This window comes from Lactiplantibacillus paraplantarum (genome assembly GCF_003641145.1).
Taxonomy (GTDB): domain Bacteria; phylum Bacillota; class Bacilli; order Lactobacillales; family Lactobacillaceae; genus Lactiplantibacillus; species Lactiplantibacillus paraplantarum.
In genome coordinates, this window is the sequence record NZ_CP032744.1 from 3,116,561 (window position 1) to 3,133,857 (window position 17,297).

Annotated in this window: 17 protein-coding genes; 2 read left to right on the forward strand and 15 right to left on the reverse strand. The window is 43.6% G+C overall.

Translation table 11 applies throughout. The annotated features are described in order from the left end of the window. The first annotated feature begins 70 nt into the window (after positions 1-70). Positions 71-607 carry a phenolic acid decarboxylase gene (locus tag LP667_RS15250; protein WP_021731148.1) on the forward strand — a complete coding sequence of 179 codons (537 nt, stop codon included), beginning with the start codon at positions 71-73 and terminating at the stop codon, positions 605-607. A gap of 160 nt (positions 608-767) precedes the next feature. On the opposite strand, the gene LP667_RS15255 is transcribed toward LP667_RS15250, so the two are convergent. Both LP667_RS15255 and LP667_RS15260 read right to left on the reverse strand, forming a co-directional pair. Then, entirely contained in the window at positions 768-1,568 is an 801-nt protein-coding gene (locus LP667_RS15255; RefSeq protein WP_033611541.1) for a 2-keto-4-pentenoate hydratase, read from the reverse strand. Between the two features lie 783 nt (positions 1,569-2,351). After that, on the reverse strand, positions 2,352-2,834 hold the full coding sequence (locus tag LP667_RS15260; protein WP_021730317.1) for a GNAT family N-acetyltransferase: 483 nt from the start codon (positions 2,832-2,834) through the stop codon (positions 2,352-2,354). 160 nt (positions 2,835-2,994) lie between these two features. On the opposite strand from LP667_RS15260, the gene LP667_RS15265 reads away from it, so the two are divergent. Continuing rightward, positions 2,995-3,861, forward strand: a complete 867-nt coding sequence (locus LP667_RS15265) for a DegV family protein (protein WP_021730318.1) — start codon at positions 2,995-2,997, stop codon at positions 3,859-3,861. A 116-nt stretch (positions 3,862-3,977) separates the two neighbouring features. On the opposite strand, the gene LP667_RS15270 is transcribed toward LP667_RS15265, so the two are convergent. The 13 genes from LP667_RS15270 to rpmH form a co-directional block, all read right to left on the reverse strand. Further along, positions 3,978-4,403: a helix-turn-helix domain-containing protein gene (locus LP667_RS15270; protein WP_021730319.1), complete on the reverse strand. Its 426-nt coding sequence runs from the start codon at positions 4,401-4,403 to the stop codon at positions 3,978-3,980. Positions 4,404-4,415: 12 nt separating this feature from the next. Then, entirely contained in the window at positions 4,416-5,732 is a 1,317-nt protein-coding gene (locus LP667_RS15275; protein ID WP_056988457.1) for a C1 family peptidase, read from the reverse strand. Positions 5,733-5,996: 264 nt separating this feature from the next. Next, a complete protein-coding gene (gene lepB, locus LP667_RS15280) occupies positions 5,997-6,584 on the reverse strand; it encodes a signal peptidase I (RefSeq protein WP_021730321.1) in 588 nt (195 codons plus the stop codon). A 200-nt stretch (positions 6,585-6,784) separates the two neighbouring features. Further along, complete coding sequence (locus LP667_RS15285; protein WP_021730322.1) at positions 6,785-8,347, reverse strand: hypothetical protein; 1,563 nt, start codon at positions 8,345-8,347, stop codon at positions 6,785-6,787. Between the two features lie 11 nt (positions 8,348-8,358). Beyond that, positions 8,359-8,652, reverse strand: coding sequence for a hypothetical protein (locus LP667_RS15290; RefSeq protein WP_021730323.1), 294 nt, complete (start codon positions 8,650-8,652; stop codon positions 8,359-8,361). A 55-nt stretch (positions 8,653-8,707) separates the two neighbouring features. After that, entirely contained in the window at positions 8,708-9,736 is a 1,029-nt protein-coding gene (locus LP667_RS15295) for a WxLIP family cell surface protein (RefSeq protein WP_021730324.1), read from the reverse strand. A gap of 154 nt (positions 9,737-9,890) precedes the next feature. Beyond that, positions 9,891-10,589 carry a WxL domain-containing protein gene (locus LP667_RS15300; protein WP_021730325.1) on the reverse strand — a complete coding sequence of 233 codons (699 nt, stop codon included), beginning with the start codon at positions 10,587-10,589 and terminating at the stop codon, positions 9,891-9,893. A gap of 296 nt (positions 10,590-10,885) precedes the next feature. After that, positions 10,886-12,796 (reverse strand): tRNA uridine-5-carboxymethylaminomethyl(34) synthesis enzyme MnmG, encoded by a 1,911-nt coding sequence (gene mnmG / locus LP667_RS15305; protein WP_021730326.1) that lies wholly within the window; start codon positions 12,794-12,796, stop codon positions 10,886-10,888. A gap of 18 nt (positions 12,797-12,814) precedes the next feature. Continuing rightward, positions 12,815-14,206, reverse strand: coding sequence for a tRNA uridine-5-carboxymethylaminomethyl(34) synthesis GTPase MnmE (gene mnmE / locus LP667_RS15310; RefSeq protein ID WP_021730327.1), 1,392 nt, complete (start codon positions 14,204-14,206; stop codon positions 12,815-12,817). Positions 14,207-14,437: 231 nt separating this feature from the next. After that, positions 14,438-15,397 carry an RNA-binding cell elongation regulator Jag/EloR gene (gene jag, locus LP667_RS15315; RefSeq protein WP_021730328.1) on the reverse strand — a complete coding sequence of 320 codons (960 nt, stop codon included), beginning with the start codon at positions 15,395-15,397 and terminating at the stop codon, positions 14,438-14,440. A 210-nt stretch (positions 15,398-15,607) separates the two neighbouring features. After that, positions 15,608-16,441 (reverse strand): membrane protein insertase YidC, encoded by an 834-nt coding sequence (gene yidC / locus LP667_RS15320; protein ID WP_021730329.1) that lies wholly within the window; start codon positions 16,439-16,441, stop codon positions 15,608-15,610. Positions 16,442-16,456: 15 nt separating this feature from the next. After that, positions 16,457-16,801: a ribonuclease P protein component gene (gene rnpA, locus LP667_RS15325; RefSeq protein ID WP_003640224.1), complete on the reverse strand. Its 345-nt coding sequence runs from the start codon at positions 16,799-16,801 to the stop codon at positions 16,457-16,459. A gap of 110 nt (positions 16,802-16,911) precedes the next feature. Continuing rightward, the gene (gene rpmH, locus LP667_RS15330; protein ID WP_003640225.1) at positions 16,912-17,046 is read right to left on the reverse strand and encodes a 50S ribosomal protein L34; all 135 of its coding nucleotides are present in this window, start codon (positions 17,044-17,046) and stop codon (positions 16,912-16,914) included. Between the last annotated feature and the right edge of the window lie 251 nt (positions 17,047-17,297).

Genomic DNA, 17,297 nt, shown 5'->3' on the forward strand with positions numbered 1-17,297 from the left:
CTTGTCGTTTTAATCATGTAATAAATTACATGATTAAAACGACATAATCAATTTAAAGAAGGTAATTTTAATGACTAAAACTTTTAAAACACTTGATGACTTCCTGGGAACTCACTTCATTTACACTTACGACAATGGCTGGGAATATGAATGGTACGCAAAGAACGATCACACCGTTGACTACCGAATCCACGGTGGGATGGTTGCCGGTCGCTGGGTGACTGATCAGGCAGCCGACATCGTCATGTTAACTGAAGGGATTTACAAAATTTCTTGGACTGAACCAACCGGGACTGACGTTGCACTAGACTTCATGCCAAACGAGAAAAAATTACACGGTACCATCTTCTTCCCAAAGTGGGTTGAAGAACATCCTGAAATCACCGTTACTTACCAAAACGAACACATCGATTTAATGGAACAATCTCGTGAGAAGTACGCAACTTATCCAAAATTAGTTGTGCCTGAATTTGCTAATATTACTTACATGGGTGAAGCCGGCCAAAACAATGAAGATGTGATCAGCGAAGCACCTTACAAGGAAATGCCCAACGATATTCGTAACGGCAAGTACTTTGACGAAAACTATCACCGTTTAAACAAATAATGTTTCACGTGAAACATTATGACACTCAAAAAATATTACAAGCGTTTTTTCACCTTGCACTGTTTTAATTATCTAAGATAATATATCTTAGCATTCATAAAAAAGGCCTTCATAAATGCAATTAATTTATGAAGGCCTTTATTTTAATTTTTTAGCTCATTTATGATTCGGTTACATTTAATGCCACCTGTCCCAGTCCGGCATCAAAATCAGCCCGCCAGTGTCCCACTGTCAAATGTGGCGGCAACACAAACGTTCCCGATGAGACTCGCTGGCCAGCCGTTAGTGTTTTTCCTTGAGCTGCAAGCTTGCCAACTAACCACTGCAATGACTTAAGGGGATTCCCCAACACTTCACTCGCTTGACCAGTCTTAACCGTCTTACCATCATGAACCAACGTACACTTAGGCGCCGCAACTGCGTCAACTGAAGCAAATAGCTTATCAGTCGCCTGTTCGGTTCCATACACCACTAGACCACCGACCGCAGCATCAGCAACTACTAGATTCTTGGGCAAATCCGGAAACCAATCGGTGAACCGTGAATCTGGCAATTCAAGTCCTGGTGCAACAGTTGTTTTGTGCCATAAATCTGTCAATGAATCGGTCGCCAGCAGATCTTCCCTAGCCTTAAAGACCAGTTCAACTTCGACTAACGGATCCATTAACTGTCCCCGGCGAACCGTTGCCGGGGCCGCTAAGAAGTGATCAGCAACCTGGGCACCATATAGTGGCGTGTGTGCATCAAACATCTTTTGGGTCTCTGCACTAGTCAACGAAACTTTGTACCCACCGACCGTTTCTTGTTTTAAAGCCGTTAACGCAGCTTGGACTCGGTACGCAGCATCTTCGTCAGCGACACTACTCGTGAAATCAGTCATTTTTAACGCGTGGTGGGTCTGATAAGCCGTAAATAGTTGTTGTGCAACTTGTGTTTCTGTTTCTGTGGTGGTAGTTGTCATAATAAAACCTCCAATATGTGTTTGTGCCTGGATATCATACTTATATGTGTTTATGATGACGGATAAGCGATACAGCACTATATTCATCCGTCACCATTAATCTAGCCGTAACTTCATTATCTGATAGGTACTACATCGCGTGATGATGTACCGGATATGTTTGCCTAAATTGACGAGTCGGTATGACCACTACTGCTTGTATACTATGTGTCATCAAAATTGACGAATTGATCATCAACGGAAGGATGTGTTGTTTCATTTGGTAAAGCCTGCCCGTATCTATCAATGTTGCTATGTGTTTTTGTCATGCCTTACTTATTCTATGTGTTACTCGAGGAGCAGCTCCCCGTGCGACTAGCTACCACTGCCCACACTTGTTGGTAACTAGCCACCTGAATGTCCGATTTCATACTCCTCACCACCTTTAAATAACAAAAAACGCCCTTTAATCAACTCTTCTAATGAGTTAATTAAAGGACGTCCAAAACGGGTTACCACCTTTATTCGCGACTACCTCACAATAGTCACCTTAGTACGTACAGCAATTGCGATACGCCGGTACATTAATGGGTACCATCCAACGCCTTCTCCAACTTATTTCGGGGCGCAACTCCAAGGTGATCTATGTTAAATGGTATTGACTGCCTTGCACCAATCCACAGCTCGCTAACTAACCAGTTTAACACCGTTCCTTATCACGGTTTTTAATCTAAATTTAATTAATGATTAGATTTTAGCGCCAGTTTATCACAATGTCAACCGTTAAATTAAAAATTAATTAGATTAATCTGCTGATGGCGTATCCTTCGTCAAATCGACTAATGCCACGTACTGCTCAGTGTGCGTATCTCGTAACGTGTAATTTGGTGGTAGTGCGTCCGCATCCGCCTTAACAATTTGAAAGCCTACTTGCGCATAAAATTGCAACGCATTTTCATTAGCCATTACACACTTTAACGTTAGTGGCGCTGTCGCATATTGCCGCATTTCAGCTAATAATCGCTCACCTACTTTTAAATGGCGAAAGGCCGGTGCTACAAAAAGCAAATGAATAAAATTAGCTAGCCGGTATAAGGAACAAAAACCGGCGCGTTGGCCATCAATCCACGCAACTAACACAAATTCACCACGGCTGTCATCGATAAAATCTTGTAATTTAGGATTGACGACCCATGGAAAATCCTGCTGCCGATCCACTAAATAAATTTCGGCTAACGCCGCTTGATCCGCAGCCGTTGCCGGTTTTATCTCAATTCGTTTGGTCATCCTGCGACCCCTCTCCAATTTGATTGTTCTCATTATGACGTTAGTTGACTGCAATTACAAACAATCGTTAACCTAATGTAACTGATAGTGGTAGCTTTCCCCCACTGACTAGCGGTATAATATTAGCCAATACTTTCACTATAATGAAAGCGGGGAAAAAATGAAAACCGCAATTGTAACGGATAGCGCAAGCTACCTATCAGCGGCCGACGTTGAAAAGTATCATATTCACGTCGTCCCAATTACTGTTATTTTTGGTAAACAAACCTACTTGGAAAACGTTGAAATAACTTCTAAGCAATTTTACGAGCGCATGCGTACTACCCCTGAACTGCCGACGACCACTCAAATCACGCTGGGACAGATGCAAACAACTTATGACCAACTGGCAGCTGAGGGTTATGATGCTGTCATTAGTATTCATCTATCCTCAGGGATTACCAGTTTCATTACCAACCTTGAAAGTTACTTACCGAACGTGACGAACATCAAGGTTTATCCTTTTGATTCGTTAATTACGGCAGCCGGTGAGGGTTATATGGTTCTTCTAGCAGCCAAATTAATCGCTGAAGGATATGCACCCGAACAAGTACTTGCCCAACTGACAAAGATTCGTGAGACAACCGGGGTTTACTTCGTCGTCGACAATCTTAGCCATCTTGTTCGAACCGGTCGCCTATCCAACGCATCGGGTCTTGTGGGCAACTTACTACGGATTAAACCCGTTTTAACGTTCCAAGATGGTAAGATCGTTGCAATTCAGAAAGAACGCACGATGCGCCGCGCCTATAGTGCTATTAAGGCCAAATTAGCTGCTGCCATTCAAGCAGCTGACTACCCCTTACGAGTCACCATCGAAACCGGCAACAATCCCGAGTTACAAGCTGAATGGACTGCTGATTTAAAAGCTAGTTTTCCGGATCTTACCATTGACGAAGGTGAGATTGGTCCCGTCGTCGGTGTCCACGTTGGCGAAGGCGTAATGGGCTTAATCTGGGCGCGCGATTGGGAAAAATGGACAGTTTAACGATTACTTAATTTTTGCTCATTAATTAGTATCTATCTAAAACAACTTTTGCCGATCATCGAATGCTGATCGGCAAAAGTTGTTTTTTTTACGGCTATTAGTTAGGCAAGCAATGTTTATGACTTGCGCTTTTTGCCTTTTTTCTTCTTCTTACCCTTTTTACGCTTCGAGCCTGATGATGTCTGTGACTTCGCCAATAACTTCTGGGCTTTCTTAATCAGCTTGGCCTGCTGATCAGGTTCTAGCTGTTCCCACAACGTAACTAACTTCGGGTCAACTGCCGGGGTTGGGGTCACAGCCACCGGAATTGGTGCAGCTTTTGGCACTGATGCGGTGGCGATGTCCGTCGTACCTAATAACCAATCCGGTGAAACATTCAATACCGTAGCTAATGCTGTCACCTTATCATGCTTAGCCACGTATTTATTGCTTAACCACTGACTAATTGAAGAACGTCCAATGCCCGTTTGTTTAGCTAACTGAGCAGATGTCAGGTTAGCTTGTTGCATTGCTTCTTTTAATCGATCCGCAAATATTCCCATCACATTAACCTCCTAGTGTAACGGATCCCAAGCGGGTAACCGTTGTGCACGTTCATTAAGTAATACTTGAAATTCCGGTGCTAAGAAACGCTTGTGAACCACCACTTCGTAGACGTACTCATCGAACCAGTCTTGGCTCATGACGAAGTAACCTTGATTGCCGACCTGATCACCCCAACTATTTTCAACTTTCCACTTAGTCGGTGTATCCGCAACGAGGTCAACCCCTGTTAAAGTCATAGCGTGGCTCACCTCACCTTCACCCGTCAATAAGCGTTGCGCCTTGGTCAGATGGTCGTTGACGCCAAATAGCTTACCAGTTTCAAACAAATGAGCATCCAAGTAACCCGTCTTGCGGTCCATTTGACGCAAGACGTCATTACCAAACCAAACCGTCTCGCCGGCCTGTAGTTGTTGAACAGCAACGTCCGTCAACACCCCCATATCAAGATTCAAAAATTCAATCGGCTTGCCACCGATAATATTATCTTCACCTGGCAAACTGTACAGCCGATTAAAAGGCTTATCTGGTGAATTAGTGACGACCACGTAATCATCCAAATCAGTTTCAAAGTAATCTTGATAAAACTGTTGTGGCGTTAAATTTGATATCCGGTGATACTGCCGCTCATCATCACGATATTCTAAATCAAAACTAGTCGGTGGTTCGCCAAATGAGTAAGCCGTCATTCGGTACACCGCTTGTAACATTGATTTTTCTAATGATTGTAGCTCGGCTTCACCTGCACCATCCATCACGAGCTGTCGAAGTTTTAGCCCATCTTTACGGAGTTGCCGTGATAAGCTAGCCTGAAACGCCGTCGTATTTTCAGTATTGAACGACTCTGGCATGACACTAGCAGGGACAACACCGTACTTTTGCACCAAGCTAGCTGCCATTGCCCACTGACCACCATCTTCACCAGGATTAGTAAACAAAAACTGAACTAAGCGGTCATCAATTGGCTGACGGGCCGTTTGCTCAACATTCCGATAAAAAGTGTTGGCCCGCTCGATCTTATCCCAGAAAAACAAATAGCTTTGCGATAATTCAAAATCTTTAACGTGGTAACGGGTCGCAAATTTATGGCGCAATGTATTTAATAACGAAAACTCCCAACACCGGCCACTGTGTTTTTGATTGCTAACTTTCCCTGTGGGTACTTCAACAGAAAAAGTCCGCTCCAGACGACTAGCCGCTTGATAATCAAAGCTGGCTGCTTCAGTCCCATTCTTAGTAATCGTCCGCGTCAATACTGATGCCCTTTGATCCTGCGCATGCGTTGTCCGTAAAGCGGCAAGTGCATCCGATGTTAATTCAATTGCCATATTTACCAGCCTCCATCGTGATACTTGCCATTATTCTAGGCTTATTGGTCAGCAAATTCAATTTAGATGCTAATATTTGTTTATTTTTCTGAACAAAACTAGTCAATTCAACTATCTCCATGATTTTCCATGTGACAGATGACTAAATAATTGCCAATATTAGTAGCGTCCCACACTCGTACGGCTACTGCTACCACCACTTATCTTCGACCGTTGACCAATAAAAAGCGCGACCCTCATGATGAGTCGCGCTTACTGCTATGTTCAATAACTAATTGAATTAATGTTGTGTCGTTTGGCCTTACTAGAATCCCAAAATGGTACTTTAACCACGCCAATTACCTTGTTAGCTGGGACAAAGCCCCAGTAACGACTGTCATTGGATACTGATCGATGATCACCTAATACAAAATACGAATTCTTAGGGACTTTAGTGGTCTTTAAATTCCAACTATAGCGATTTTCTAACCCACTTAGGTCCCAATTCGACGTCCCCTGAGTCCGTTCATACTGACTGATAAATTTTTGTGGAACTAGCTTACCATTAACGTAAAGCCTACCATCCTGGGCCTTGACTGTATCTCCAGGCATCCCAATCACACGTTTGACATATTTAACCGTCTTGGAGCGCGCATCTGGATCAACATGGTACGCATTAAAGACAATGACACTAAGGTGACGAATCTTAGCTGTTTTCACGACCGCTACTCGCTCATTATTATCTAAGTTGGGTTCCATTGATGGTCCGTCCACCCGAACCATCGTAAAAATAAAGTGCCTGATTACCATGGCAACTAGTAGTCCGACCACCACCGGCAAAATCCAGCTCATAATGCTCTTAAAAGTTTTCATCAAACGTTCTCCCTTACCCCACTCTAACTTCCAATCATTATAATCCAATCAGTACAGCTTGTCTGGTATTGATAAACTGTTTTTACAAATTCGTAAGTAAAGTTATCATGGGAGACACTAAAATGACGACTACCCTAACCGCAATAGTCGTCATTATTCAGTGCACTTTTATACCAATAATTTATCCCAGCCTAAGATACCTAAGCTTGGGGTGTATCTTGTAAACTCCAATTAATCTTGCCATGGTAGTCACCTGTGTACATCCCGGGTTGTACATCCAAAAAGATGCCACGCCGTTCCTGCCACTGCTTTGCAACATCCGTGACCACTGATTTTCCCTTCGAATGTGTGCAAGCGCCTACCAACGTCATTTGATTCGTCATGATTTGCCGCTTGCCTGCTGAATTAACATAGACTAAGTCACCATTCAGACGATGATTTTCAGTCGCAAGCTCAGTAGCTGTTGCATAGACATACCATGCTGAGCCGCCTGAACGAGCATCTTTAACGGCTACTTGCCACTGATTCATTGCCGGTATCAATGTTTCTTTAGTCGGAATTTGCTGACTCGTAAAGCGAATTTGCGACACAATATGTTCAAAGCTCAGGCCACCAGCGACAGTCACTTTTAACGTATCAATGTTAGATTGTTGACCATTTGGACTCGTAACCCATATTTTAATTTCATTGATACCACGTTGTAATTTTTCAGCTGGTAATTTTAAGTGAAAGAACCCCGCTTTATGTGGTTCATCTTCAGTTCCATTTGCCCGATAACTCATGATTGGTGTTCCATCCGCATGTGCAAAATGAATCGTCAAATCCTGATTATTCAGTTTAACATCTCGTTGTAAATCTGACGGATCCGTTCCAACAACCATTCCCTTAATTAGGACAGCTTGGTCCTTAGTTGTCGAGAAGTTCCGACCACCCGTTAAAAACAAATTGAGTTTGATTTTTGATTTCGTTCTTGGCACCCCATTATTAACGATCGCCGTTGTCTGTCCCGGAACGTCATCATAATCATTCGTTTCCGTCACTGTAACCTTACCACTCCCCTGCAATTCTTTTCCCCAATCAATTCGCCAATGACCGTCATGCGTTACTCGCGCGGTCTGAACTTGACGACCAAACTTGGCAGTGATCAAATCGCCAACTTGAGTCCCAGTGCCTTGCATACTGTGGGCACCTGAATCAAATGTCGTAATATGTGGCACCAACTTAATTTGACTAGCAACTTGGTAATATTGCTTCGTTTTCATATAAGTCAACGTTGTCTTATAGGATTCATGGCTAGAATTAGTACTACTTTTATTACCGATCCACACTTTCTTACCGGCTTTAAATCGCCGGGATTGACTGATTTTAAAAACATCCGTACGTTGAGGATGCCATAACAACTTATTGACATTATAAATTAAAAATTTTCCTCCAAATTCCCAGCCTTTGTCATCTGTAACTATATCCCACATGTTGTATAACACCTGACCATTAGGCGAGCGAACATCCCCTTTTAAGGTAATACTCATCTGATCAGTGCGATGCGTCACATGACCATCGCGCACATAATTCGCTTTAATTTTTGTAATAGGCCATGGCAACTCACCAATCACTTGCTTCGTAAAACCACTCGTAATATCTTGCATCTCACTAGTCGGCTCACTGATGACACTTGCATCACCATCCATGACCATCACAGTCCATGCACATAATCCTCCCAATAACATCAGTACTGTCTGATTGAACACTCTTCTAAGTTTCAAGCTGTCCCTCCTCACTTAAAGATGTCTCGCCGATTATGCCGATAGGCCGCTAACACCACTAATAACGCTAATCCCATCATTCCCATAGACCACAGTACTGGCCGCTCACTAGTTTGTGGTAACCGTGGCAGCTTACGATGAGCCTGCACACTAACAACGTGGTATGGTTTTATCCCATTGGGAATATTAAGTTGTTGATCATCGACTTGTTGTCTAGTATGTTGTCCAGCATAAAAATCAACTGCAACGGTTGATCGCCCCCCAACGGCGCCCAAACCAAATACCGGTAACATAATTAAAACCATAAAAGCTGTTATAATCGCTATGCTGATTTGTCGCACCAGCAACCACCCCCATCACCTAATCCTTCGACCGTCGTCGCCATAACCACACCAAGCTAACAATTCCTAGTCCTACTAGTAATGTTGCAACGACCCCAATACCAATTAAAATCCACATGCTCATGCCATGATTATCAACTGCTTCATGATTATACTGTTGAGCAGCAGCCATACTTATATGAAACGTCCGCTTAAATTGCCAGCGATGCTCGTGATTGCTGACCGTCATGCTCAGCTCATAAGTTCCTGGTTGTAACGATTGCACTTTTAATGGTAAGGCGTTTTTAAAAATCGTATTCGGCGCCATCATGATTCCTTTTTTAGTACTACGAATAACGGCTTGTCGTGTATGTTGATTAACAATGACCGTTCGCACTTTTAAATTAGGAACAATGACCGCCGTCGGATTACGTAATGCCGCAATAATACTACGATGATAATTACTCAGTCCGGCTTTGACCGTTCCTAACACTAACTTGGGCGTTGGCACAGTTCCAGAGGTCAATTTCAAACCAATTACATAGGAATATTCATTGGTTACATTAATATTCTGCTCAACCGTCCCCGTCGACTTATCAGTGATCCGTTTAAAGTACCAGCCACCAAGTAATACGCCGTTAATGGGATGCGCAGGCATCCTAACTTTAATTGATACGACTTTGGTCCCCTTAGCTGGTACACTGACTGTTTGCGCCCCTTGAACCTTTGCTAAATGACTAATCTGATTTTTTAACGAACGATCAAACGTTGCGGCAGGATTAATGTATTCAATCACACCATTTCCATTCGTGTAGGCCGTATGAATGGCTGTTTGTACTTTAATATCACGATTAGTAACGTTATAGATGGTCGTTTTAAGCGTTTGCTGCTGCCCAGTAGTCATTTTCAAATCAAAAAAAGTATGCTCTTTATGAATCTGATTTTTAGGGAGCTGTGCAGCAACACTAAACCCGACATCATTTTGTTGCGTTGTCTGATGATGCCTAGCTGCCAATCCTGGTTGTACTACACTAACACCAACAATTAAGCTTAAAACTATTAGTCCCATAAAACGTATAACGCTTTTCACTGTAATCTCACCCCGATATACTCAATATTTATCCAGTAAAAAGGGAAGCTACCTAAACCTGGTTCAGCGATTAATAATTAGTCTTAATCGTTGCTATCACCACGGTTTCAACTTCCCCCTTCACAATCTACGATTAACTTGCTGGTGTATCAGTGAGACTCCAGTTCAACGTTGTTTGATAACCTTGCGCTTTAGCCGTGTTGGCTGGGATGGTTAACTTAACGTTACTTGGATCAATTTGGTCAACCGTGACACCGGCGCCCTTATCCTTAGCAGCGGACAACACGGTTGCCGAATTGCCGTCCAATACATTCGGGGCATCTACTGACGTAGCACCATTACTTTCAGAACCAGAATTAGTCACGGCCCCTTTCGGTAATTGCAAGGTAGCACCCTTAATCGTTGAACCATCCTTTCCGGTCAATGGATTGCCAGCAACCGCCAATGACCAACCTGCGTTAGTTCCCCGCACGTCGGAAACTTCTGCAACCGCCTTTTTATTCCATAAACCTGACAAATCCGAATCGGTTTCCGCAGCCGTATATGTTTCTGGGTTCAAGACATCAATTTCATGGCTACCGAAATCTAATTTGTTGGACACATAGATGAGTGACAACCCACCACCAGCCTTACCACCATTACTACTATCACCGCCATTATCCGGTGTATTCGGGTGATCTGGATTAACTGGTGACACTGGGCTATGACTACCTTTAAACATAGCTTGAACATCAGTTACCCCGGTTGTATTAGCTGTACTGTCCGTACTAGGTCCATCAGGCGTATCAGCGTGTGCAATCATTCCTGAGCTCACTACTAAACTACCTGCCATTAAAATTCCACTGACCAACTTACTAACTCTTATCAAAAATAACTCCCCCTTTAATTTTGTAAACACTGTAAACAATGTTCACTAGTTTTGAAGTGTAGCACCTTAATCTAATTTGGCTATCATTAATTAAAGTGTTGTTGTTTTTTAATAAAACGTGTACAAAATTAAAAACAAGCCAACGAAAAAAGCACAATCACCAATTGGGATTGTGCTTTAGTGTCTTATATATGGATTTGCTTTTTTACTTACCGGCTAACACCTATGCTTTAGAATACTTGTCGGCTAAATAAGTGATTTTATTGAACTTTCGCGATACGGCCTTGTTGAATATAAACGCTTAGAATCGCAATGTCAGCGGGATTGACACCGCTAATCCGTGAAGCTTGCGCAATCGTTGTTGGTTGAATTTTCTTCAGCTTCTGGTGCGCTTCAGTTGCCAGCCCGTCGATTGCATCGTAATCAATTCGGTCTGGAATCTTTTTGGCTTCCATCTTCTTCAGCCGCGCTACTCGTTCTTCCGCTTTTTGAATGTAACCAGCATACTTAATTTGGATCTCAACTTGTTCAATAATATGCCGTTCCAATGGCTCTGGTGCCGCGGGAATGAATTGCATCAAATCGGCGTACTGTACTTCTGGCCGCTTCAGAAAATCTACTGCTAATACACCATCCTTAAGTTCACCAGAATTATGGGCTCGTAAGAAGGCATTAACATCATCATTAGGCTTGATTCTGATTTTGCCTAAACGGTCAAGTTCGCTTTTAATTGCTTGTCGTTTAGCCTCAAATACCGCATACCGGTCATCATCGATCAACCCTAACTCGCGCCCCTTATCAGTCAAACGTAAGTCCGCATTATCATGCCGCAAAATCAACCGATATTCGGCCCGACTCGTTAATAATCGATATGGTTCATTCGTGCCCTTAGTTACTAAGTCATCGATCATAACGCCAATGTAAGCATCGCTGCGCTTCAAGGTGAATTGGCCACGATCAAGTGCTCGCAAGCCAGCATTAATTCCGGCCATCAACCCTTGACCAGCAGCTTCTTCATACCCGGAAGTCCCGTTAGTTTGACCAGCTGTATATAAGTTCTTAATCAGCTTAGTTTCCAAAGTTGCTTTCAACTGGTAAGGCGCTACCACGTCATATTCAATCGCATAGCCCGGCCGCATCATTTCCGCGTCCTCCAGCCCTTTGATTGAATGTAAAATTCGTTGCTGTACTTCTTCTGGCATTGACGTTGATAGTCCTTGAACATACCATTCATCGGTATTGCGACCTTCTGGTTCCAAGAAGAGTTGGTGACGCTTCTTATCCGCAAAACGCACAATTTTATCTTCGATCGATGGGCAGTAACGAGGACCGACACCCTCGATCACACCAGTAAACATCGGCGCACGATCAAGGTTTTCTCGAATAATCTTATGCGTTGTTTCATTCGTGTATGTTAACCAGCAAGACAACTGATGCTTTAAATCAATATAGTCAGCATCCTTCGTTTCAAAGCTAAAATGGTGCGGCTCTGGATCGCCAGGCTGTTCTTCTGTAACACTATAATCGATCGTATTACCATCAACTCGTGGTGGTGTCCCAGTCTTAAATCGTTCCAGCTTGAATCCTAGTCGTTCAAGATCACCGGATAACTTCATTGCTGGTTGCGAGTTATTAGGACCGGAAGAATACATTAATTCACCAATGATAATCTTTCCACGCGCAGCTGTCCCAGTCGTCAAAACAACACTCTTAGCACTGTAATGGGCACCCGTATTCGTTATGACACCTTTACAAACACCATCTTCAACGATCAAACCATCGACAATCCCTTGACGTAACGTTAGATTAGGTTCCCGTTCAATCGTGTGTTTCATTTCAGCATGATAGGCGTGCTTATCGGCCTGAGCCCGTAACGCACGAACAGCTGGACCCTTTCCGGTATTAAGCATCCGCATCTGAACATACGTCTTATCAATATTCCGGCCCATTTCACCACCAAGGGCGTCAATTTCACGGACAACAATCCCCTTAGCAGGACCCCCAACGGAAGGATTACATGGCATAAAGGCCACCATGTCAAGATTAATCGTCATTAAGAGCGTCCGGTTACCCATCCGAGCAGCGGCTAAAGCCGCTTCGGAGCCGGCATGACCAGCACCAACGACAATCACATCATAGTCGCGGCCCTGATACTGCTTTACTTCTGTCATTACAATTTCCTCCTACCACTACTTACCCAGACAGAACTGACTAAATAGCTGGTCTAATAATTCGTCTTCATAGCTATCTCCGGTAATTTGACCGAGAAATTCCCAACAACGGGTCATATCAATTTGCACTAAATCGACCGGCATACCGGCTGCGAGTCCCGTTTGCACATCCTGAAGAGCTTGCTTAGCTTGATTCAATAACCCGATATGACGCGCGTTGGTCACCATCACATTATTTTGACTACTTTCAATACCTTCATTAAAGAACATCTTAGCAATCCGTTGTTCAAGCTGTGTAACACCGCTCTGCTCCAGAACTGACATGCTTAAAACATCCTGCAAGTCGACTAATTGTGCTAACTCATCTTGGTCAAGTTGAGCAGGTAAATCGGTCTTATTCAAGATAACGATACGTTTGGATTGAGCTGTTTCTTGTAATAGTTCTCGATCTTCAGCCGTCAAGGGCTGGCTATTATCGAGCACTAATAAGACCAAGTCAGCGGCACCGATTGCTTTGCGACTCCGCTCGACCCCAATCTTTTCAACTTTGTCTTCGGTATCTCGAATCCCCGCCGTATCAACAAGTTTCAATGGTACACCACGTACATTAACGTATTCTTCGATCACATCACGGGTCGTCCCGGCAACATCGGTCACGATTGCTTTATCTTCATGTAAAAGATGGTTAAGCAGACTGGATTTACCCACGTTAGGACGGCCAATAATAGCCGTTGCTAGCCCCTCACGTAGGACTTTACCTTGTCTAGCCGTTGCTAACAGTTGATCAATACTTTGGGCGACTTCGGTTGCTTTTTCCTTTAATATTTTGGTCGTCATGGTTTCAACCGCATCATACTCAGGATAATCAATATTGACTTCAACTTGAGCTAACACGTCCAAAATATCTTGCCGTAAATGGCGAATTAACTTAGATAAATCACCATCTAATTGATTTAAGGCGACCTTCATGGATTTATCCGTCTTAGCACGAATCAAATCCATAACCGCTTCCGCTTGTGATAAGTCCAAACGGCCGTTCAAGAATGCCCGTTTGGTAAATTCACCAGGTTCCGCCATCCGCGCACCATGACTCAGTATCAATTGTAAAATTTCATTCGTCGCCACGAGTCCCCCGTGACAATTGATTTCGACCACGTCTTCACGAGTATAGGTTTTTGGCGCCCGCATCACGGTTGCCATGACTTCATCGACTTCCTGATGCGTGTCAGGATCAATTATATGGCCATAGTTAATGGTGTGTGATTGCACCCGACTGAGATCCTTACCTTTAAAAATCTGGGTTACCACGTTAAACGTCTGGTCCCCGCTAATCCGAATAATTGAAATACCACCTTCGCCAGGCGGCGTTGAAATTGCCGCGATCGTATCAAATTCTGTGGTCGTTGGCATACCATCATGTCCTTTCTTGTCAGCGTTTCATCGCCTAATACCATACCAAATTTACTTACAATTAGTTAATAATATGTCCTAAAATGCAGAAAAAAAGCGCCTAGTCCACGCCACCTTAAAGCGTGGATAAAGCACTTTGACTACTTTATCTAAAAGATAAGAATGATTAACACCTACTATAATAGCTCACTCGGAGTTTGTCAAACGCCTGTTTGCGTTCTTATAAATGAACTATTTGCGAATTGCCACAACTACGGCACGGTGTGGATCACGACCTTCCGAGAATGTCGTAACATGCCGATTATTCGCTAGTTCAGCGTGAATTAATTTACGTTCAAATGATGGCATTGGATCCAAAAAGACTTGTTTGCCCGTTGCAATTACTTCTCTAGCCGTACTCTCCGCTAATCGCTTGAGCGTTGCAGCCCGACGCTCACGATAATCATCGACATCCAGCACCACATTGACGTGCGACGCACCGTGATGATTCATATAAACTTGCGCTAAATCTTGCAATGCATTAATCGTTCGACCATGTTTTCCAATCAACAAGCCCTGCTTAGCCGTATCAAAATTTAAAGTGGCATAGCGGTTACCAAAATCAACATCAAGATCAGCCGTGACCCCCAGTGCCTTAACCACTGTAAGCAAGTAGTCGCACAAAGCGCGCACCGCAGTTTCGTTAGCCGCTTGGCGAGCAGCAATTTCAGCTGGTGTCCGGGGTGACTGACCGTCATTAGCTGAAGCAACTTTAGTCTTATCGGTAGCTACTGGTTGGTCTTCATCACCAGCCACAACGGGGCCCATAGTATCCGCGACCGAGGCTGGCTTGGTCACTGTTTTAGTGTGGGTAGCAGTGCTAGTCGCTGGCTTGGCTGAGTCAGTAGTGGCCTGGCTGGTCGGCATTGATGTTGCTGATCCAACAGTTGACCCAGACACTGATGATGTCGTCGATTCAACGGACATTGCCTGTTTCGACATAGTCATCGTGGAAGCCGACGTCGCTGTTTCAGGCGTTTCAGCAGGTGACACCACCGTTAACCGTACTTGGGCGGGTTGCTTACCCAGTCCTAAAAACCCTTTTTTGGCTTTAGCGATAACTTCAACTTCAACTTGATCACGTGTCCGGTGCAATTGTTTTAGACCAGCCGCAATCGCGGCCGCGACGGTATTACCTTCAAATACTGTCATGCTTGAATCCTCCTCGTTAAAAATCCTGCTTTCATTATAGCATTACCATTCACCATGCGAACATCTGAGTATGAACACTTAATGAACCCTTACAACGATATAGCAGCATTTATGACATCTGACGATTTTGACTAATTAGTAAATTTCACACCATTCATAAATAGTCAGCTACAAAAAAAGACCCACCACACATGGCAGGTCTACTTGTATTTAACGTTTATGATTACGAATCGCGCGTTTTCTAGCTTTTTCAAGTGTCCGCTTACGATCACGTTCTGCTTGCTTCTTTGCTTCCCGTTCGCGATTAATCTTGAATGGGTTTTGCAATAGCAAGGTCTGTCCAACTTGGAACGCGTTGGAAATCACCCAGTACAAGGATAAGGCCGATGGGACGTTAATGGCAGTAATTAAAATAATTACGGGCATTAAGTACGTCATCGAAGTCGTCATCCCATTTTGTTCTGGTTGCGACTTCATCGCTAACCAGGAACTAGCAAACGTAAATAACGCCGCTAGAATTGGCAAAACGTAGTAGGGGTCCTTGCTACCTAATTGAAGCCATAAGAACGAACCAGACTTCAAGACTTGTGTCCGCCAGATTGCTTGGTACAACGCAATCAAGATTGGCAACTGAACTAGCATTGGCAACATGCTGGCCATTGGATGTACACCATGTTTGGCATACAGTTTCTTCATTTCCGCTTGGAGCTTCTGCTGAGTTTCCATATCGCGTGATGAATACTTCTTTTGCAAAGCCTTCATCTGCGGTTGAACTTCTTGCATCGCAACCATATTACGGGTCTGGAAGATCATCAATGGCAAGATGATAACCCGGATGATCAACGTAAAGACGATGATCCCAAGGCCATAACTATGACCAAACAAGTTTGATAACCAAATAATCGCCCGTGAGAAGTTCAAGATGATTAAGCCATCCCAAAATCCGGTGCTCTTATCCGTGATTGGGGTATTACTACACCCACTCAAAACTAGTACGATCGCTAGTACGGCCAGCATTGCCAGTATTTTTCTGTACTTTTTCAAACGAATGTCCTCACTTTAATCATTGTCCAGCAGGTGCGCTAGCTTTAGCGCATGGCTTAGATAAGCTTTGGTTTCGGCTTGCGACTTACCAGCAACGGTTGGTCGGGCAATGACGAGAAAGTCTGCATCTTGCTTAAGCTGCGGCTTTAGCTCGGTGATTGATTGCCGAATCCGGCGTTTGACCCAGTTACGCGCAACGGCGTTCCCGATCTTCTTACCGACCGAAATACCGACGCGGAAATGGGGTTGCCCCGGTTTTTCCAAAACGTAAATGACAAATTGACGATTGGCATACGAGTTGCGGGTCTCAAAAACTTGTTGGAACTCAGTTTCTTTTTTTACCCGATATGATTTTCGCATAATCCATCTCCATGTGTGCGCTCAAGCTCTTGAGCGAATTGCTACACAACTTTACAGCCCTAAACACCTGGTCTAGGACTGTAAAGAAAAAGCCACTGATTATCAGTGGCCTATGCAGACAATACTTTTCTGCCTCGTTGGCGTCGACGGGCTAACACTTTACGGCCATTGCTGGTGCTCATCCGTTTGCGGAAACCATGTACGCGTTGACGATGGCGCTTCTTTGGTTGGTAAGTTCTCTTCATCATGACACCTCCTTCTCCATAATGACATGAATCAATTCGATTAAGTCGTTATTTTCAAAACGCAGTTTACATCTAAACGCATTTCCTGACTACTATAGCATATTTTTATTTATTTGAAAACCAGTAAATTAAATTTCTCGACACTATTTAAGCGACTAAAAAATATTTAATTGCGAATTTCTTTGTGGATTGTCACTAGCTAACTTTCCGTTATTCGCAATTTAATCACAGGATTATTGACAAATTAACGG

Excerpts from the sequence above, each read along its gene's own strand:
- LP667_RS15250 (WP_021731148.1), top strand. The coding sequence starts at position 71 with ATGACTAAAACTTTTAAAACACTTGATGACTTCCTGGGAACTCACTTC.
- LP667_RS15255 (WP_033611541.1), bottom strand. The coding sequence starts at position 1,568 with ATGACAACTACCACCACAGAAACAGAAACACAAGTTGCACAACAACTA.
- LP667_RS15260 (WP_021730317.1), bottom strand. The coding sequence starts at position 2,834 with ATGACCAAACGAATTGAGATAAAACCGGCAACGGCTGCGGATCAAGCG.
- LP667_RS15265 (WP_021730318.1), top strand. The coding sequence starts at position 2,995 with ATGAAAACCGCAATTGTAACGGATAGCGCAAGCTACCTATCAGCGGCC.
- LP667_RS15270 (WP_021730319.1), bottom strand. The coding sequence starts at position 4,403 with ATGGGAATATTTGCGGATCGATTAAAAGAAGCAATGCAACAAGCTAAC.
- LP667_RS15275 (WP_056988457.1), bottom strand. The coding sequence starts at position 5,732 with ATGGCAATTGAATTAACATCGGATGCACTTGCCGCTTTACGGACAACG.
- lepB (WP_021730321.1), bottom strand. The coding sequence starts at position 6,584 with ATGAAAACTTTTAAGAGCATTATGAGCTGGATTTTGCCGGTGGTGGTC.
- LP667_RS15290 (WP_021730323.1), bottom strand. The coding sequence starts at position 8,652 with ATGGTTTTAATTATGTTACCGGTATTTGGTTTGGGCGCCGTTGGGGGG.
- LP667_RS15295 (WP_021730324.1), bottom strand. The coding sequence starts at position 9,736 with ATGGGACTAATAGTTTTAAGCTTAATTGTTGGTGTTAGTGTAGTACAA.
- LP667_RS15300 (WP_021730325.1), bottom strand. The coding sequence starts at position 10,589 with ATGGCAGGTAGTTTAGTAGTGAGCTCAGGAATGATTGCACACGCTGAT.
- mnmG (WP_021730326.1), bottom strand. The coding sequence starts at position 12,796 with ATGACAGAAGTAAAGCAGTATCAGGGCCGCGACTATGATGTGATTGTC.
- mnmE (WP_021730327.1), bottom strand. The coding sequence starts at position 14,206 with ATGCCAACGACCACAGAATTTGATACGATCGCGGCAATTTCAACGCCG.
- jag (WP_021730328.1), bottom strand. The coding sequence starts at position 15,397 with ATGACAGTATTTGAAGGTAATACCGTCGCGGCCGCGATTGCGGCTGGT.
- rnpA (WP_003640224.1), bottom strand. The coding sequence starts at position 16,801 with ATGCGAAAATCATATCGGGTAAAAAAAGAAACTGAGTTCCAACAAGTT.
- rpmH (WP_003640225.1), bottom strand. The coding sequence starts at position 17,046 with ATGAAGAGAACTTACCAACCAAAGAAGCGCCATCGTCAACGCGTACAT.